This is a genomic window from Brevirhabdus sp., assembly GCF_052826345.1.
In genome coordinates, this window is the sequence record NZ_JBRBUA010000111.1 from 13,228 (window position 1) to 29,938 (window position 16,711).

Consider the following 16,711-nt stretch of genomic DNA (forward strand, 5'->3'; position numbering starts at 1 on the left):
GGACTAAGCGTCGCGCCAAAGCGGAGGAAAGAGGCAAGACGGCCCCATGCCGCCTGTCGGTTGAGCAAAACCGCAACTGCCGGTTAAAGGAGCGCGAAATCGTCGCGGCGCCTATTTATTCATCGACTGGAGAAGTCCCCTGCGGCGCGCAGCAGCAGCGCCAGCGCGTGCTCGCAAGCCGCCGCGCGCACGCCCGCGCGGCCCAGCGCGCCGAATTCCACCGTCTCCGACCACAGGGCATCGAGCCGGGGCGATGCGGGGCGAGCCGACGGCCCCGCCCGCCGGGCGATGGCAAAGCAGACCCGTCCTTCGGGCTTGTGCTCGGACCCGCCCGGGCCCGCGATGCCGGTCACCGAAACCGCCAGATCCGCGCGGGAACGTGCAAGCACACCCTCGGCCATCTCGCGCGCGACCTCGGGCGAGACCGCGCCCACGCGATCGAGCGTGGCGGCGCGCACGCCCAGCAGCTCCTGCTTGGCCGCGTTGGAATAGGTGACCACGCCCCGCTCGAACATCGCGGAGGAGCCCGCGATCTCGGTCAGGGCGGCGGCGACCAGACCGCCGGTGCAGCTTTCGGCCGCCGCGACCTTGAGTCCCGCCGCCCGGCAGGCGGTCAGGATCGCAGCGGCGGTGCTCATGCGAAGACGCCATGCGCGATGCCCGCGGCGATCGCCACGACCAGCGCTGCCAGCGCCCCCGCGAAGACATCGTCGACCATCACACCATAGGGGTCGTTGCGCCGGTCGGCCCAACCCACGGGGCCGGGTTTCCAGATGTCGAACAGCCGGAACATCAGAAACGCGCCGACCCAGCCGGGATAGGGAAAGATCCAGGGATCGACGCCGGCGTGCCACAGCCCGGCCGAAAGCGGCCACAGCGCGATCCACTGGCCGACGACCTCATCTATCACGATCTCGGATGGATCGTGGTTGTCCGTTCCCCGGGTCATGTCCGCCGTGGCCCACCAGCCGACGACGAAGACCACGATCGTGGCCAGCGCGAAGCCGGGAAATCCTACGTAGACGTGCAGCAGCCACGCCAGCGGAATCGCCGCAAGCGAGCCCCATGTGCCGGAAGCCGGGCGCAGATATCCGATGCCGAAGACGGTCGCGACAAGCTTGCTCATGCCTGCACCAGCGCCACGGTCGCCAGGGCGGCGATGCCTTCCTCCCGGCCGGTGAAGCCCAGCCTTTCGGAGGTGGTCGCCTTCACGCTGACCCGATCGGGCGTGATATTCATAAGCTCTGCCATCTTGCGTCTCATAGCCTCCGCATGGGGTGCGATCTTGGGCGCTTCGCAGATCAGGGTGCAATCCGCATTGCCCAATGTGAACCCCTGCGCTGTGACCAGCGAGACGGCGTGGCGCAGAAAGATCTCCGACGCGGCGCCCTTCCACTGCGGATCGCTGGGCGGAAAGTGGCGCCCGATATCGCCCTGGCCGAGCGCGCCGTAGATCGCATCCGTCACCGCGTGCATCCCGACATCGGCATCCGAATGCCCCTGAAGCCCGCGCGCGTGAGGCACCGCGACACCGCAAAGCATTACCGCGTCGCCCGGCCCGAACCTGTGCACGTCAAAGCCGTTGCCCACCCGTATATCCACCTGCGCGCCCCTCAACAGTTTCTCGGCCCGTGCGAAATCCTCGGGGCCGGTGATCTTGAGATTGTCCTCTGCCCCTTCGACGATGCGCACGTCAAGCCCCGCGGCCCGCGCGATCGCCACATCGTCGGCCGCATCCGCGGGCGCGCTGTCATAGGCGCGCAGCAGCGCGCGGCGGTCAAAGCCCTGCGGCGTCTGCGCGCGGAAAAGCCCCTCTCGGGGCTGGATCTGCGCCACGCGCTCCGCACTGCCGCGCCACAAGGCGTCGGTGACCGGCAGACCGGGCGCCGCGCCCGGGGCATGATCGAGCGCGGCCGCGACGCGCCCGATCACCGCCTCCGGGCACAGCGGACGCGCCGCGTCGTGGATCAGAACGCGCGTGCCGGTGCTGGCGTGCAGACCGGCGCGCACCGACAGCGCCCGCGTTTCGCCGCCCGTGACGACAGTGATGTCGCGGCCCGGATCGACGGGCAGGGCAGGGCGCACCAGCCTGTCGAAAAGCGCCCTGTCGCCGGGGTGGATCACCACCACGATCTGGCGCACCGCATCGTTTCGGGCAAAAAGATCGATCGTGCGGGCCAGCACCGTGCGCCCCGCCAGCATCCGGTACTGCTTGGGCAGGGACCCGCCCGCGCGCGTTCCGCGCCCCGCGGCAACGATGATGGCGGTGAAGGACATGTGCGGCTCCGGCAGGTCAGCGGCTCGTGCGGAAGGACGACGAGCTATCGCGAATTTGTTTATGACCTGCGCATCGGAGTGGCAACCGCCGCGCTATTGCCGCTATGGTTGCCCAAAAAATAGGCATATGCTGCGCGGGTGCCCTGACAAGGCCTGACAAGGCCGCCGCGATTTGCCTTTCGTCTGAGGGGGCGGTAGTCGAAAAGCTGTTCGCACAAGGATTAGGCGTTTGTCCGTGAAAGTGGCACATCTGCTGCGCTCTCCGCCGGTTTTTCTGGCCCCGCTGGCCGGAATCACCGACCTGCCGTTCCGCGATCTCGTCTCGGGGTTCGGCGCGGGGCTTGTCGTCAGCGAAATGATCGGCAGCCAGGAAATGGTGCAGGCCAAGCCCTCGGTCCGCGCGAAGGCGGAGCTCGGTTTCGGTCGGGCCCATACGGCCGTGCAGATCGCCGGGCGCGAGGCGCATTGGATGGCCGAGGCCGCCCGCATCGCCGAGGCGCAGGGCGCGACGACCATCGACATCAACATGGGCTGCCCGGCCAAGAAGGTGACCAGCGGCTACTCTGGCTCCGCACTGATGCGCGACCCCGACCACGCGCTGTCGCTGATCCGTGCGGTGGTGGGGGCGGTGCGGGTGCCCGTCACGCTGAAAACCCGACTGGGGTGGGATGACGCCACGCTCAACGCCGCCGAAATCGCGCGCCGCGCCGAGGCCGAGGGCGTCGCGATGCTGACGATCCACGGGCGCACGCGCTGCCAGTTCTACAAGGGGCATGCCGATTGGGCCGCGATATCCGACGTCAAGCGCGCCGTCTCGATCCCGGTCATCGCGAATGGCGACATCACCGACAGCGCCACCGCCGCCCGCGCGCTGCGCCTGTCGGGCGCCGACGGTGTCATGGTGGGCCGTGGCGCGCGGGGGCGGCCATGGCTGCTGGCGCAGATCGCCGCCGACCTCTTTGCCGCGCCCGCGCCGCAAGTGCCCGAAGGCGCCGCGCTGGCCGCCATGATCGGCGCGCATTACCAGGCGATGCTGGAGTTCTACGGCCCGGCGCTGGGCGGGCGCAACGCGCGCAAGCATCTGGGCTGGTATCTTGACGGGGGCGCGCCCGACCCGGCGCTGCGCCGCGCGATCCTGACCGAAACCGCGCCCGGGACGGTGCTGCGCCTGCTGCGCGAATGGTGCGATCCGCAGCGCGCCGAAAAGGCCGCCGCCGCATGACCCTGCTGCCCGATAGCCTTTGGGTATCGCTGCCCGTGCCCGCGCTGCTGCTGGACGGCGATGATCTGATCCGGGCGATCAACCCCGCGGCGGAACTTTTCCTCAATGCGTCCGCGCGGGCGCTGCGCGGCGCCAGCATCTGGGACCGGCTGCTTGCGGACGCCCCGCTCAGGGAAAGCTTCGCACGGGTGCGCGACAGCCACGCGCCGCTTTTCGTAAACGATGTCGAGGTCGGCGCACGGGCGCGGACGGGACGCCCCTGCAACCTGCAAATCGCGCCGGTGGCCGAGATGCCCGGCCAGATCCTGCTGTTGCTGGAACCGCGGGAGATCGCCGACAAGCTGGGCCGCGCGATGCAGGCGAAGACCGCCGCGCGCTCCGCGATCGGCATGGCGGAGATGCTGGCGCATGAAATCAAGAACCCGCTGGCGGGGATCACCGGCGCCGCGCAGCTGCTGTCGATGGGGCTGGCGCCGCGCGATCGAGAGCTGACCGACCTGATCGTCGCGGAATCGCGGCGCATCGTGAAGCTGCTGGAACAGGTCGAGCAATTCGGCGACCTGCGCTGCCCCCAACGCCGCGCGCTGAACCTGCACGATCTGCTGGATCGCGCGCGAACCTCCGCGATGGTGGGCTTTGCCGCCCATATGCGGCTGAAGGAAGACTACGACCCCTCGCTGCCGCTGACCCATGCGGATGGCGACCAGCTGTTGCAGGTCTTGCTGAACCTTCTCAGGAACGCGGCCGAGGCAAGCCCCTCGGGCGGCACCATAACGCTGCGCACCTTCTATGATCCCGCGATCCGGGTGCGGCGCAAGGACGGCACCGGCGCGGCCGTGCCGCTTCAGATCGAGATTATCGACGACGGGCCGGGGCTGCCGCCCGACATCGCGGGCGAGGTGTTCGAGCCCTTCGTGTCGGGGCGCGAAAACGGCACCGGCCTGGGCTTGGCGCTGGTGGCCAAGATCGTGGCCGAGCATGAGGGCTGGCTGGCGGTCGAAAGCGCGCCGGGGCGCACCGTGTTCCGCCTGTCGTTGCCGGTCGCGCCGAAACCCGGGGCCGGCCACGATGGCCAAGCAAGGGAAGATATCTGATGGACGGAACCGTTCTTGTCGCCGACGACGATCGCACCATCCGCACCGTGCTGACCCAGGCGCTGACGCGGGCGGGGTGCAAGGTGCACGCCACATCCTCGCTGATGACGCTGATGCGCTGGATCGATGAGGGCAAGGGCGATCTGGTGATTTCCGACGTCATCATGCCCGACGGCAACGGGCTGGACACCCTGCCGCAGATCGGGGCGAAACGTCCGGGGCTGCCGGTCATCATCATTTCGGCGCAGAACACCATCATGACGGCTATTCAGGCCGCCGAGGCCGAGGCCTACGACTATCTGCCCAAACCCTTCGATCTTCCCGACCTGATGAAACGCGCCGCCCGCGCGCTGGAACGCAAGCGCAAGGCCGCCCGCCAGAGCGCGCCGCCCGCCGATCCGGTGGCGGCGGAATTCGACGATCTGCCGCTGGTGGGGCGCACGCCGCAGATGCAGGCGCTCTACCGGCTGGTGGCCAAGGTGATGAACACCGATCTGCCGGTGCTGATCACCGGCGAGAACGGCACCGGAAAATCCTTGATCGCGCGCGCCGTCCACGATTTCAGCGACCGGCGCAACCTGCCGTTCGTCACCGTGGGCGCCGCGGATCTGACCAGCGTCGACAGCGCGGCTACGATCGTGTCGCAGGCGCGCGGCGGCGCGATCCTCTTCGACGAGATCGCGGATCTGAACGAGGAGGCACAGGCGCGGATCGTGCGCATGTTGGACAGTTTCGACGATCACGCGCCGCGGGTGCTGGCGACGTCCCAGAAAGGGCTGGCCGAAAAGCTGGAGTCGGGACAGATTCGCCAGGATCTGTTCTATCGGTTGGGCGGGGTCACGATTTCCGTACCTGCGCTGCGCGAACGGGTCGACGATATCGAACTTCTCGCCATGCATTTTCTGGCAAGGGCGGAGCGTGCGGGCCATCCGCTGCGCCGCATGAGCGGAGAAGCGCTTGAGCTGATGCGCCAGTACAGCTGGCCCGGCAACGTGCGGCAGCTGGAAAATTGCGTGCGCCGTCTGATCGTCACCGCCGCCGAAGATGTCATCGCCAAGGCGGAGGTCGAGGCCGTCCTCAGCACCCAGCCGGCGGTTGAATCGCTGTCTGGACAAGGCGACGCCGACAGGATTTCCGGCTGTGTTGACAGGCACTTGCGCCGCTACTTTGATTTGCATGGCGGCGTGCTGCCGCCGCCGGGGCTTTACCAGCGCATCCTGCGCGAGGTCGAGGTGCCGCTGATCGAGATCGCCCTCCAGGCGACCGGCGGCAACCAAGCCAAATGCGCGGATCTTCTCGGGATCAACCGAAATACGCTGCGCAAGAAAATCACCGAGCACGATATTAACGTGACACGCCGCCGCAAATTGATGTAAAACCGCAACAGTGATTGCATTGCTGCCGAGGCTGGGCAGTGCCCGTCACGCGTGTGTGGAAATCGGTCGAGGACAAGGCCGTAACAATTGGGGGTAATCGTGCGCAGCCCGGTGCAGACCGCGACCTGGAACAGGCTGAACACGCTGCGCAGGCAGCGCCGGGTTCAGAACGCGGCGACTTTCGGCCTGGTCGTCCTGGGCCCGATCCTGACCATCGCGACCTATCAGGCGCTCGGCCCGCTCGAGCTGGGGTCGACCTCCAGCGCGCTGCGGCTGATCCTGCTGTCGGATTTGATCTACGTGCTCACGATCGCCGCGCTCGTCGCGCAGCGCGTGGCGCGGATGATCTCGGCGCGGCGGGCCAAATCCGCGGGATCACGACTGCATTTGCGGCTGACGGGGGTGTTCGCCGTCGTCGCGCTGATCCCCACCATCCTCGTCGCGGTCTTCGCGACCCTGACCGTCAATGTCGGGCTGGAGGGGTGGTTTTCCGATCGGGTGCGGCAGGTGGTGGGCACCTCGCTCAGCGCCGCGCAGGCCTATTCGCAGGAACATCGCCAGGACCTGCAAACCGATGCCGAGGCGCTTGCGGCCTATCTCAACGTGGCCAAGCAATCGACGTTCTTCATGTCCGATGGCAACCTGCGCCAGCTGCTGACGCAGGGCCAGGCGCAGGTGCAGCGCGGATTGCGCGAAGCCTATGTGATCGACGGCGCGGGCGAGATCCGCGCGCGCGGCGAACGCAGCTATCTGTTCGATTTCGAACAGCCCTCGCAGGACCAGCTGCGTCAGGCGCGAGAAAAGGGCACGGTATTCATAGAAGACTGGACAAACAATGAGTTCCGCGCGCTTGTTCATCTAAAACCTTATGTCGACAGATATCTGTATGTCTCGCGTTCGGTGGACGGGCAGATCCTCAGCCTGCTCGATGAGACCCAGGCGACCGTCGCGCTTTACCAGCAGCTCGAAAGCGACCGCGGGCGCCTGGTGTTCGAGTTCGGGCTTCTCTACCTCGGTTTCGCGGTCATCCTGATCCTGGCGGCGATCTGGCTGGGGCTGTGGTTCGCCGAGCGGCTGTCGCGCCCCGTGGGGCGTCTGACCGGCGCGGCGCAGCGTGTGGGCGCGGGCGATCTGGATGTGCAGGTGATCGAGGAAAAGGGCGATGACGAAATCGCCATGCTCAGCCGGATCTTCAATCAGATGACGCTGCAACTCAAGGCGCAGCGCGAGACGCTGCTCGACAACAACCGCCAGATCGACCGGCGGCGGCGGCTGTTCGATTCGGTGCTGTCGTCGGTCACGCCCGGCGTGATCGGGCTGGACGCCGGCGGCAAGATCGACTTTCTGAACCGCTCCGCGCAGCGGCTGCTCGATCTCGACCAGGACACGGGGCTGGGGCAGGGCCTGTCGGAGGTGGTTCCCGAATTCGAGCGCCTGCTCGACGTGCTTCAGACCGGGCGGCGCGAAACCACGCAGGAGGAGCTGAAGCTCAACCGGCAGGGTCGGCGCGAAAGCCTGCTGGTGCGCATGAGCGAACGGCGCAACGCCAAGGGCGCGCTGGAGGGCTACGTGGTGGCCTTCGACGATGTCACCGACCTGGTCAGCGCGCAGCGCATGGCCGCCTGGGGCGATGTTGCGCGGCGCATCGCGCATGAGATCAAGAACCCGCTGACCCCGATCCAGCTGTCGGCGGAACGGCTGGCGCGCAAGTTCAAGCCGCTGGTCGGCGATCAGGCCGAACAGCTGGGTCAGATGACAGACGTGATCGTGCGCCAGACCAACGACCTGCGCCGCATCGTCGACGAATTTTCCAAATTCGCCCGCATGCCCGAGCCCGAGCGCCGCGAGACCGATCTGGCCACCTTGCTGCGCGAGGCGGTCATGTTGCAGGGCCCCGCGCTCGACCCGGTGCCGATCATCGCCGATATCCCCGCGCATCCGATGATGCAGGAGGTCGATTCGACCATGATTTCGCAGGCCTTGACCAACCTGATCAAAAATGCCGGCGAAGCCATTGAAACGTTCATCGAAAGCGGCAAGTCACCCGAAGACTACCAGCCACAGGTCCGGGTCTCGGCCGAGGAGACCGCGGATGCGGTGATCATCCGCATCTGCGACAACGGCATCGGCCTGCCCCCGGACCGCGCGCGGCTGTTCGAACCCTATGTGACGACCCGCGACAAAGGCACCGGGCTGGGTCTGCCCATCGTGAAGAAGATCATCGAAGAACACGGCGGAAGCCTCGAATTGACCGATGCACCTGCATTCGACGATGCGCGGCACCGGGGGGCGATGGCCGTCGTCACCCTGCCTGCCGACACTGCCGCCGCCGACCGCCGGGGGCAGCCAATAAAAATGACAGAGAGAGAGCAATGAGCGATATTCTGATTGTCGACGATGAAAAAGACATCCGGGAGCTGATCTCGGACATCCTGAAAGACGAGGGCTATGTCACCCGCGTCGCCGCCAATTCCGAGGACTGCATGGCCGAAATCAACCGGACGCAGCCCGGTTTGATGATCCTGGATATCTGGCTCAAAGACAGCCAGATGGACGGCATCGACATCCTCAAGACGGTCAAGCGCGACAACCCCGATGTGCCGATCGTCATCATCTCGGGGCATGGCAACATCGAGATCGCCGTGGCCGCGATCAAGCAGGGCGCCTATGATTTCATCGAAAAGCCGTTCAACATCGATCAGCTGATGGTCGTGGTGGGCCGCGCGATGGAAACCTCGCGGCTGCGGCGGGAAAATACCGAGCTGCGCCGCAACGACGCCGGACCGAGCGAGATGATCGGGTCGAGCGCGGTGTTCAAGACGATGAGATCCAATCTGGAAAAGGTCACGCGGTCGAACGGCCGGGTAATGTTGTCGGGCCCCGCCGGCAGCGGCAAGGAGGTGGCTGCGCGCTTTATCCACGCGCATTCGCATCGGGCCGGTCAGCCCTTCGTGACCGTCGCCTGCGCCTCGATCGAGCCCGAGCGGATGGAAGACGTGCTGTTCGGCAAGGAAAGCGCCGACCGCGCGGTCGAGCCCGGCCTGCTGGAACAGGCGCATGGCGGCATCATCTATTTTGACGAGGTCGCGGATATGCCGATGGCGACCCAGTCCAAGATCCTGCGGGTGCTGGTCGACCAGCAATTCCTGCGGGTGGGCGGCATCGACAAGGTGCGGGTCGATCTGCGGGTGCTGGCCTCCACCAGTCGCGATCTGCGCGCGGAGATCGCCGCCGGCCGGTTCCGCGAGGAGCTTTATCACCGGCTGAACGTGGTGCCGATCGCGGTGCCCTCGCTTGAGGAGCGGCGCGAAGACATCCCCGAACTTGCGCAGTATTTCCTCGAACAGCTTCACGCCACGCAGGGCCTGCCGCTGCGCCCGCTGAGCGAGGAGGCGCAGGCGCTGCTGCAGACGATGATCTGGCGCGGCAACGTGCGGCAGTTGAAGAATGTGATGGAGCGCATCCTGATCCTGGGCCCCGACAGCGGCCCGATCGACGTGCGCGAGCTGCCGTCCTCGGACCCCAGCCCGACGGATGGCGAAAGGGTGGTTTTGTCGGCGGGCCTCGCCACGCTGCCGCTGCGCGAGGCGCGCGAATTGTTCGAGCGCGAGTATCTGATGACGCAGATCAACCGCTTCGGCGGCAACATCAGCCGCACCGCCACCTTCGTGGGCATGGAACGCTCGGCCCTGCACCGCAAGCTCAAGTCGCTGAACGTGGTGACCACCAGCAAGACCGGCGCCCGCGTCGCCCGCGTCGAGGAAGACGCCGACGCGGACATGCCCAACGAATGAAGCCTGAGCCCCGGCACGCGCAAACGCGCCGGGCGGCGGCTGCGAACGAGAGCGCGAACGGGGGCGCGAACAAGGAGGCGCACGGGCCGCGCATGGTCCGTCCGGCGGAGATCTGCGGACGGCGCGCCGGGCGCCGGTCGATTGACCTCTGCGCGGCCTTCTGCCATGGCTTCGGCGCACCCCGACGGCCTGCGGCGCCGCGTTCGGGGGTTTGTCTGTTGAGAGCTATCGGGGCTATCGCATGAAGGTCATCATCTGCGGCGCGGGTCAGGTCGGCTGGCAGATCGCCCGGCACCTGTCGGGCGAAAAGAACGACGTCACCGTCGTCGACAACAACCCCGATCTGGTCAATCGCGCCACCGATACGCTGGACGTGCAGGGGATCACGGGCTTCGCCTCCTATCCCGATGTGCTGGACCGCGCGGGCGCGCGCGACGCGGACATGATCATTGCCGCCACCTACAGCGACGAGGTGAACATGGTCACCTGCCAGGTGGCGCATTCGGTGTTTTCCGTGCCCCGCAAGATCGCGCGGCTGCGGTCGCAAAGCTATCTGACGGCAATCTATTCCGACCTTTACCGCCGCGATCACATGCCCATCGACGTGGTGATCAGCCCCGAGCGCGAAGTGGCCGAGGCCGCGATGCGCCGCCTGGCCGCGCCCGTCGCCTTCGACACGGAAAGCTTTCTGGGTGGCCGCGCGCAGCTTTTGGGCATCGCACTGGAAGAAAGCTGCCCGGTGATCAACACGCCGCTCAAGCAGCTGTCGGAACTCTTCTCGACGCTGCGCACGATCGTCGTGGGCATCAGGCGCGGCGGCAACCTCTTCGCGCCGCAGCCGGGCGATCAGCTGTTCCCCGGCGACCAGGTCTATCTGTTCTGCCATACCGAGGACGTCGGGCGCACGCTTGAGATCTTCGGCAAGACCAACCGCAAGCAGGAACGCGTGGTCATCATCGGCGGCGGCAACGTGGGCCTTGCCGTGGCCCGCGCGCTGGAAGCCGCCAACAGCCGCAATCGCGTGCGCGCCAAGGTGATCGAGCGTGACCGCGCCACCGCGGAGCGCGCCGCCGACGCGCTGGAACGGACCATCGTGCTGCACGGCGACGGGCTGGACAGCGAGCTGCTGAACGAGGCCAACATCGACCGCGCCGACGCGGTTCTCGCGGTGACCGACGACGACAAGACCAACCTGCTGGCGGCCGTCCGCGCCAAGGCCGCGGGCTGTCACATGGCGATCTGCCTGCTGAACGATCCGACGCTGGTGCCGCTGCTGGAACCGATGAACATCGACGCCTACATCAACCCGCGTTCGACCACGGTGTCGTCGATCCTGAAATACATCCGGCACGGCCGGGTGCGTGCGATCTATTCCATCGGCGACGCCGAGGCGGAGGTGATCGAGGCGCAGGTGCTATCAACCTCGCCGATTTCGGGACAGTACATCCGCGACATCAGCTTTCCCGAAGGAGTGCTGGTCGGCGCGATCCAGAAGGGCGACAAGGTCATCAGGCCGCGCGCCGACACCAAGATCGAGGAAGGCGACGTGATCGCGATCTTTTCGCTGACCGAAGACGTGCCCGAGGTGGAACGGCTGCTTCAGGTCTCGGTCGACTTCTTCTGACATGATCGCGCTGATCCGCAATCTGCCGCTGCTGGTCCTGTTGTCGGGAATAGCGGCGGTGGCGATGCTGATTCCGGCAGCGCTGGGGCTGTCGAGCGGCGATTACCACTCGGCGCGGGTCTTCTTCTACACCTCGATCATGGCGCTGTTCCTGACCGGGCTGACCGCGCTCGCCACGGCGAACTACCGTCCCGCCAGCGCGGCGCGCAGCCATTTGCTGGCGCTGCTGGGCGCTTTCGTCATCATGCCGCTGATGCTGGCGGTGCCGGTGATGGAAATCGTGCCCAATATGCGGTTTCTCAACGTCTATTTTGAAATGGTCTCATCGCTGACGACAACCGGCGCCACGATCTTCGTCAACCCCGATCTGGTGCCCGACGCGGTGCATCTGTGGCGCGGCCTGACCGGATGGATGGGCGGTTTTCTGATGTGGCTGATGGCCATCGCGATCCTGGCGCCGATGAACCTGGGCGGGTTCGAGGTGACGTCCTACCGCCAGGCGGGCCACACGACCGAGCTGCGCCAGATCAACCGCATCGCCGATCCGTCCGAGCGGCTGGTGCGGTTCTCGCGCACGCTGTTTCCGATATACGTCTCGCTCACGACGGCGCTGTGGATCGCGCTGCTGCTGACCGACATGGAGGCCTTTCCGGCGGTGATGATCGCGATGGCGACGATGTCGACCTCTGGGATACTGCCGACCAGCGGGCTGGGGCAGGTGGGCTTTGCCGCCGAAGCGATGGTGTTGCTCTTCCTGGTCTTCGCCATCTCGCGGCAATCCTTTTCCTTCGAGATGACGCGCCGCGGCCTGGTCCGGCTGAGCGAGGACCGCGAACTGCGTTTCGCGCTGGCCCTGGGCATTCTGGTGCCGGGGGGGCTGTTCCTGCGCCACTGGCTCGGGGCGATCGAATTCGACGCCATGGAAATCAACGCCGAGGCGCTGCGCTCGCTCTGGGGATCGGTTTTCACCGTCTTCTCGTTTCTCACCACGACCGGGTTCGAATCGGCCGACTGGAATCAGGCGCGCTACTGGTCCGGGTTGCAGACCCCGGGGCTGATCCTGCTGGGTCTGGCGCTGACCGGCGGCGGCGTGGCGACCACGGCGGGCGGGGTCAAGCTGATGCGCGTCTATGCGCTCTACAAACACGGCATGCGCGAGATGGAAAAGCTCGTCCACCCCTCGTCAGTGGGCGGCGCGGGGATCGCGGCGCGCCATATCCGGCGGCAGGGCGCCTATATCGCCTGGGTGTTCTTCATGCTCTTCGCGCTGTCGGTGGCGGCGGTGATGACGGCGCTGGCCCTGTCGGGCCTGTCGTTCGAGACCGCGATGACGCTGGCGGTGGCGGCGCTGTCGACGACCGGCCCCATTGCCCAGATCGCCGTGGAGGACCCGATCTCCTACGCCAATCTGGCCGACAGCGCGAAGTACGTGCTGATGATCGCGATGATCATGGGTCGGCTGGAAACCCTGGCCATCGTGGCGCTGCTCAATCCCGATTTCTGGCGCAATTGAGGGCGCGCGCCCGCAGCCTGTGGGATTTTCGCGCCTCAGTTGATAAAAATGGCGAAATTTGGGCTGGAAACCGCTGAGGAGGCGCGACATACTCGCCTCGACAGTGAGCTGCCGGGAGGGCGGCAAGAATAAAAAAAGGCAATAAGAAATGGCTGCCGATAAGCAGAATCTTCAAGACGCATTCCTTAATCATGTTCGCAAAACCAAGGTTCCGGTCACGATCTTCCTGATCAATGGCGTCAAATTGCAGGGCGTGATTACCTGGTTCGACAATTTCTGTGTTCTTCTGCGCCGCGACGGACAGTCGCAGCTGGTCTACAAGCACGCGATTTCCACCATCATGCCGTCGCAGCCGATCAACCTTTACGATGGTGACGATTGATCGAATCGTTTGACACGAGCACCCCTGCCACGCGGGCGTGGGTGCTGCATCCCGAACTGAAAGCCGACCGGCACAAGCGCCGGGGCGCGTCCCATGCGCTGGAAGAGGCCGTGTCGCTGGGCGACGCGCTGCCGGGTCTCGACATGGTCGGGGCCGATGTCGTGCCGCTGCCCAAGGTCAACCCGGGCCTTTTGTTCGGCACCGGCAAGATCGAGGAATTGCGGCGCAAGTTCGAGGACCATGAGGTCGATCTGGTGCTGATCGACGGGCCGGTGACGCCGGTTCAGCAACGAAATCTGGAAAAGCGGTGGAAAGTCAAGATTCTCGACCGGACCGGCCTGATCCTCGAGATCTTTTCCGATCGGGCCCGCACGCGCGAGGGTGTGCTTCAGGTGGAAATGGCCGCGCTGAGCTATCAGCGCACGCGGCTGGTGCGCGCATGGACCCACCTGGAGCGGCAGCGCGGCGGGCTGGGCTTTGTCGGCGGCCCCGGCGAGACGCAGATCGAGGCCGACCGCCGTGCCATCGACGAGGCGGTCACAAAGCTCCGGCGGCAATTGTCCAAGGTGGTCAAGACACGGGAATTGCACCGCGCCGCACGCAAGAAGATCCCGTACCCCGTGGTCGCGCTGGTGGGCTACACCAACGCGGGCAAGTCGACGCTGTTCAACCGGATGACCGGCGCGTCGGTCACGGCCGAGGACATGCTGTTCGCCACCCTCGACCCGACCATGCGCGCGGTGGAGCTGCCCGGCGGGCTGAAGGTCATCCTGTCCGACACGGTGGGCTTCATCTCCGATCTGCCGACGCAGCTGGTCGCCGCGTTCCGCGCCACGCTGGAGGAGGTCCTGGATGCCGATCTGATCGTGCATGTGCGCGACATTTCTCACCCCGAATCGGAGGAGCAGTCCAAGGACGTGCATGATATCCTCACCGAAATGGGGGTGGACGAGGCCGCGCGCAGGCTCGAGGTCTGGAACAAGCTCGACCGGCTGGACGACGCGGCGAAATCCGCGCGCGCTACCACCGCGGAACGCGAACCCGACATCATCGCCCTTTCCGCGCTGACCGGCGAGGGGATGGAGGCGCTGTTCGACACGATCACCGATGCGCTGGACCCGCCGCGTCTTCAGGAGCGGCTGGTGCTCGGCCATGCGCAGGGACGCGCCCGCGCCTGGCTCTTCGAGCAGGACGTGGTGACGGACGAAAGCCAGACCGAGGACGGCGTGATCCTGACCGTCAGCTGGACCGAACGGCAGAAAGCACGCTTTTCCAAGCTCTGATCCGGCTTTTCGTCGGATTGCGGTGAACCGCACCGAGGTGTCGCGCGTATAGAGGTGACACTTCGGGAAAGCCCATGATGACCCTGATCATTCTCTACCTCGCCACGGCCGCGATTTTCCTCGCGCTGGATTTCATCGGGCTGCGATTCCTGATCCGCCCGCTCTTCGAGGCCCATATCGACGACATGTTGCGCGACCGCCCCCGCTTGGGCGCGGCGGCGGTCTTTTATCTTTTCTATATCGCGGGGCTGATCTACTTCGTCTCATGGCCCGCGATGCGCGAGGGCACCATTCCCGCGCTGTTTGTGACCGGCGCCCTGTTCGGCGCGTTGGCCTATGGCACCTATGAGTTCACCAATTTCGCCACCCTGCGCGACTGGAGCCCGTCGATGGTCGCACTCGATCTGGGCTGGGGCGCGCTGCTGACCGGGTTTTCGGCAGCGGCCGGCGTGCTGGTCGCGCGCGCGCTGAGCTAGGCGCTCGCCCACCCGCCCGCGCGTTTGCGCGCGCCCCTCCGACCGTTCGCGCCCGTTATCGCGGGATCAGCTTGGTGATGCCCACCGGGGCCGCGCGCGCAAGTTCGGGGTCGAGCGACATCGGGATATATTCGCCACGCCGCCACAGTTCCCCCAGGTCGTCGTAGTGGCGCGACAGCGGGTGGCCCGATTGCCCCGTCGAGATGATGAAAACCGAACTGTCTGGATCGGCCAGATCGTAGACACCGCGATAGCCGGCGGCATGGACGTTGGCGTAGGGGGTCGCGCCGCGTTCCGACATCGCGCCCCGCCGCAGCGTGTTGTTGCCGCCGCTGGTGGACTGGCGGATGTTCACGAACCACGACAGCACCGGGATCTGCCCCAGGACGGCATGATCCTGCTGCGCCTGATGCGCGTCGCCCCAGCGCCAGCTTTCGATTGTCTCGCCGTAGCTTTCGACGAGTTCCAGCAGCGCGGCGTCCAAGGCCTCCCGCGCGATTTCGGTGCAATCCTCGACCGGCGTGGATTGCGCCACGTCGCACCAAACGGCCGCGCCGTCCACATCGCGGAACACGCGCTCCAGAAACAGCGGATCGGGGCGGGCGAGGGCCTGCGCCAGGCTGCCCAGCTCATCGCGGATCAGCCGCATCTGCAACTGGCGCATCCAGGCGGCATAGATCAGCGGTTCCGGCAGATGTTCGTTCATCTCGCCGTTCCATTTCGCCAACAGCTTGAGCGCGCGCTGACGGCGGCGTTCCACCGTGCCCTCGGGCGCGGCGTCGTCCTCGAACCACAGGTTGCGCCCGATCAGCGGCAGGATGCTGCGCGCCGTGGTGCTGACGGTATCGAGCTGCGCCTCGATGAAGCTTTCGCGGGTATGGACCTCGCGCCCCTGCATCAGCTTGCGCCAGCGCTGGATGCGCTGCGTGTCGCCCCAGTCGAAGCTGACGTTCATCGGAAAGGGGCGGTCGATCATCTTGTTGTTGGTATTGCCCACGATGCCGCCCGGCGGATTGCGGAAACTGGGGTTGGTGGCATAGGGCAGCATCCCGTCCCAGCGGTTTTCCGGCACCCAGCCGGGGCTGGGCAGGCGGCCTTGGCTCTGGTGATCGGGGTTGCGCCGGGGCAGGCGGCCGATGGTCTGCATGGCGATGCCGGTGGTATCGGCCAGCACCAGGTTCTGGCTGGGCGCGATCACATCGGCCCCCGCCGCGATGCCCTGGCCGACCGAACGCGCCTGCATCAGCCGCAGGAACCCGCCGACCGAAGTGTCCTTGTCCGACAGCGCCGTCCAGGACAGCGCGGCGACGCTGCCGGGCGGGGTGATGTCGCCGATGTTGTACTGGCTGCCCGGCAGCACGGGGCCATTGTCGGTCCAGCGCAGGGTCGCGGTGACGGGCGCCTCGCCCTTGATGCGGATGACCGAGCGGCGCGTCTCGAAGCGCTTGAACCCGTCGGGGGTGCGGTATTCCTGCGAATTGTCGGGGTTGAGCTGCTCGATGAACAGATCCTGATCGTCGGCATAGGATGATGTGATCCCCCAGCCCAGGCTGCTGTTGCGGCCCGACAGCACCGCCGGGCCGCCCGGAATGGTGGCGCCGATCACCCCGCCCGAACGCAGCTCCAGCCGGGCGAGATACCAGATCGACGGCGCGGTCAGCGACAGATGC

The 16,711-nt window shown here is 66.4% G+C and carries 14 protein-coding genes; 10 read left to right on the top strand and 4 right to left on the bottom strand.

All coding sequences use genetic code 11. The annotated features are described in order from the left end of the window. Positions 1-119: 119 nt before the first annotated feature. Genes ACU0BR_RS13490 through ACU0BR_RS13500 form a run of 3 tightly spaced genes read right to left on the bottom strand, consistent with a single transcriptional unit; the run spans position 120 to position 2,277 of the window. The gene (locus ACU0BR_RS13490; protein WP_446157355.1) at positions 120-638 is read right to left on the bottom strand and encodes a CinA family protein; all 519 of its coding nucleotides are present in this window, start codon (positions 636-638) and stop codon (positions 120-122) included. Then, positions 635-1,126, bottom strand: a complete 492-nt coding sequence (locus ACU0BR_RS13495; protein WP_446157356.1) for a phosphatidylglycerophosphatase A family protein — start codon at positions 1,124-1,126, stop codon at positions 635-637. Before ACU0BR_RS13495 ends, ACU0BR_RS13490 begins: the two co-directional genes overlap by 4 nt. After that, entirely contained in the window at positions 1,123-2,277 is a 1,155-nt protein-coding gene (locus ACU0BR_RS13500; protein WP_446157357.1) for a bifunctional 2-C-methyl-D-erythritol 4-phosphate cytidylyltransferase/2-C-methyl-D-erythritol 2,4-cyclodiphosphate synthase, read from the bottom strand. The genes ACU0BR_RS13495 and ACU0BR_RS13500 overlap by 4 nt, the downstream gene beginning before the upstream one ends. A 229-nt stretch (positions 2,278-2,506) precedes the next feature. On the opposite strand from ACU0BR_RS13500, the gene dusB reads away from it, so the two are divergent. The 10 genes from dusB (at position 2,507) to ACU0BR_RS13550 (ending at position 15,041) form a co-directional block, all read left to right on the top strand. Then, the gene (gene dusB, locus ACU0BR_RS13505) at positions 2,507-3,499 is read left to right on the top strand and encodes a tRNA dihydrouridine synthase DusB (protein ID WP_446157358.1); all 993 of its coding nucleotides are present in this window, start codon (positions 2,507-2,509) and stop codon (positions 3,497-3,499) included. Then, positions 3,496-4,593, top strand: coding sequence for a two-component system sensor histidine kinase NtrB (locus ACU0BR_RS13510; protein WP_446157359.1), 1,098 nt, complete (start codon positions 3,496-3,498; stop codon positions 4,591-4,593). The genes dusB and ACU0BR_RS13510 overlap by 4 nt, the downstream gene beginning before the upstream one ends. Further along, positions 4,593-5,969, top strand: a complete 1,377-nt coding sequence (locus ACU0BR_RS13515; RefSeq protein WP_446157360.1) for a response regulator — start codon at positions 4,593-4,595, stop codon at positions 5,967-5,969. Before ACU0BR_RS13510 ends, ACU0BR_RS13515 begins: the two co-directional genes overlap by 1 nt. A 99-nt stretch (positions 5,970-6,068) precedes the next feature. Next, on the top strand, positions 6,069-8,345 hold the full coding sequence (locus ACU0BR_RS13520; RefSeq protein WP_446157368.1) for an ATP-binding protein: 2,277 nt from the start codon (positions 6,069-6,071) through the stop codon (positions 8,343-8,345). After that, positions 8,342-9,763 (top strand): nitrogen assimilation response regulator NtrX, encoded by a 1,422-nt coding sequence (gene ntrX, locus ACU0BR_RS13525; protein ID WP_446157361.1) that lies wholly within the window; start codon positions 8,342-8,344, stop codon positions 9,761-9,763. The genes ACU0BR_RS13520 and ntrX overlap by 4 nt, the downstream gene beginning before the upstream one ends. Before the next feature lie 241 nt (positions 9,764-10,004). Further along, complete coding sequence (trkA, locus tag ACU0BR_RS13530) at positions 10,005-11,387, top strand: Trk system potassium transporter TrkA (RefSeq protein ID WP_446157362.1); 1,383 nt, start codon at positions 10,005-10,007, stop codon at positions 11,385-11,387. A 1-nt stretch (position 11,388) separates the two neighbouring features. Then, positions 11,389-12,900: a TrkH family potassium uptake protein gene (locus ACU0BR_RS13535; protein ID WP_446157363.1), complete on the top strand. Its 1,512-nt coding sequence runs from the start codon at positions 11,389-11,391 to the stop codon at positions 12,898-12,900. A 148-nt stretch (positions 12,901-13,048) separates the two neighbouring features. Beyond that, positions 13,049-13,282, top strand: coding sequence for an RNA chaperone Hfq (hfq, locus tag ACU0BR_RS13540; RefSeq protein ID WP_446157364.1), 234 nt, complete (start codon positions 13,049-13,051; stop codon positions 13,280-13,282). Further along, the gene (gene hflX, locus ACU0BR_RS13545; RefSeq protein ID WP_446157365.1) at positions 13,279-14,565 is read left to right on the top strand and encodes a GTPase HflX; all 1,287 of its coding nucleotides are present in this window, start codon (positions 13,279-13,281) and stop codon (positions 14,563-14,565) included. Before hfq ends, hflX begins: the two co-directional genes overlap by 4 nt. A gap of 77 nt (positions 14,566-14,642) precedes the next feature. After that, positions 14,643-15,041, top strand: a complete 399-nt coding sequence (locus ACU0BR_RS13550; protein WP_446157366.1) for a DUF2177 family protein — start codon at positions 14,643-14,645, stop codon at positions 15,039-15,041. A gap of 55 nt (positions 15,042-15,096) precedes the next feature. On the opposite strand, the gene ACU0BR_RS13555 is transcribed toward ACU0BR_RS13550, so the two are convergent. Next, a partial coding sequence (locus tag ACU0BR_RS13555; RefSeq protein ID WP_446157367.1) for a penicillin acylase family protein occupies positions 15,097-16,711 on the bottom strand: 1,615 nt, incomplete at its 5' end.

Excerpts from the sequence above, each read along its gene's own strand:
- ACU0BR_RS13500 (WP_446157357.1), bottom strand. The coding sequence starts at position 2,277 with ATGTCCTTCACCGCCATCATCGTTGCCGCGGGGCGCGGAACGCGCGCG.
- ACU0BR_RS13495 (WP_446157356.1), bottom strand. The coding sequence starts at position 1,126 with ATGAGCAAGCTTGTCGCGACCGTCTTCGGCATCGGATATCTGCGCCCG.
- ACU0BR_RS13510 (WP_446157359.1), top strand. The coding sequence starts at position 3,496 with ATGACCCTGCTGCCCGATAGCCTTTGGGTATCGCTGCCCGTGCCCGCG.
- trkA (WP_446157362.1), top strand. The coding sequence starts at position 10,005 with ATGAAGGTCATCATCTGCGGCGCGGGTCAGGTCGGCTGGCAGATCGCC.
- ACU0BR_RS13550 (WP_446157366.1), top strand. The coding sequence starts at position 14,643 with ATGACCCTGATCATTCTCTACCTCGCCACGGCCGCGATTTTCCTCGCG.
- ACU0BR_RS13490 (WP_446157355.1), bottom strand. The coding sequence starts at position 638 with ATGAGCACCGCCGCTGCGATCCTGACCGCCTGCCGGGCGGCGGGACTC.
- ntrX (WP_446157361.1), top strand. The coding sequence starts at position 8,342 with ATGAGCGATATTCTGATTGTCGACGATGAAAAAGACATCCGGGAGCTG.
- ACU0BR_RS13515 (WP_446157360.1), top strand. The coding sequence starts at position 4,593 with ATGGACGGAACCGTTCTTGTCGCCGACGACGATCGCACCATCCGCACC.
- ACU0BR_RS13535 (WP_446157363.1), top strand. The coding sequence starts at position 11,389 with ATGATCGCGCTGATCCGCAATCTGCCGCTGCTGGTCCTGTTGTCGGGA.
- hfq (WP_446157364.1), top strand. The coding sequence starts at position 13,049 with ATGGCTGCCGATAAGCAGAATCTTCAAGACGCATTCCTTAATCATGTT.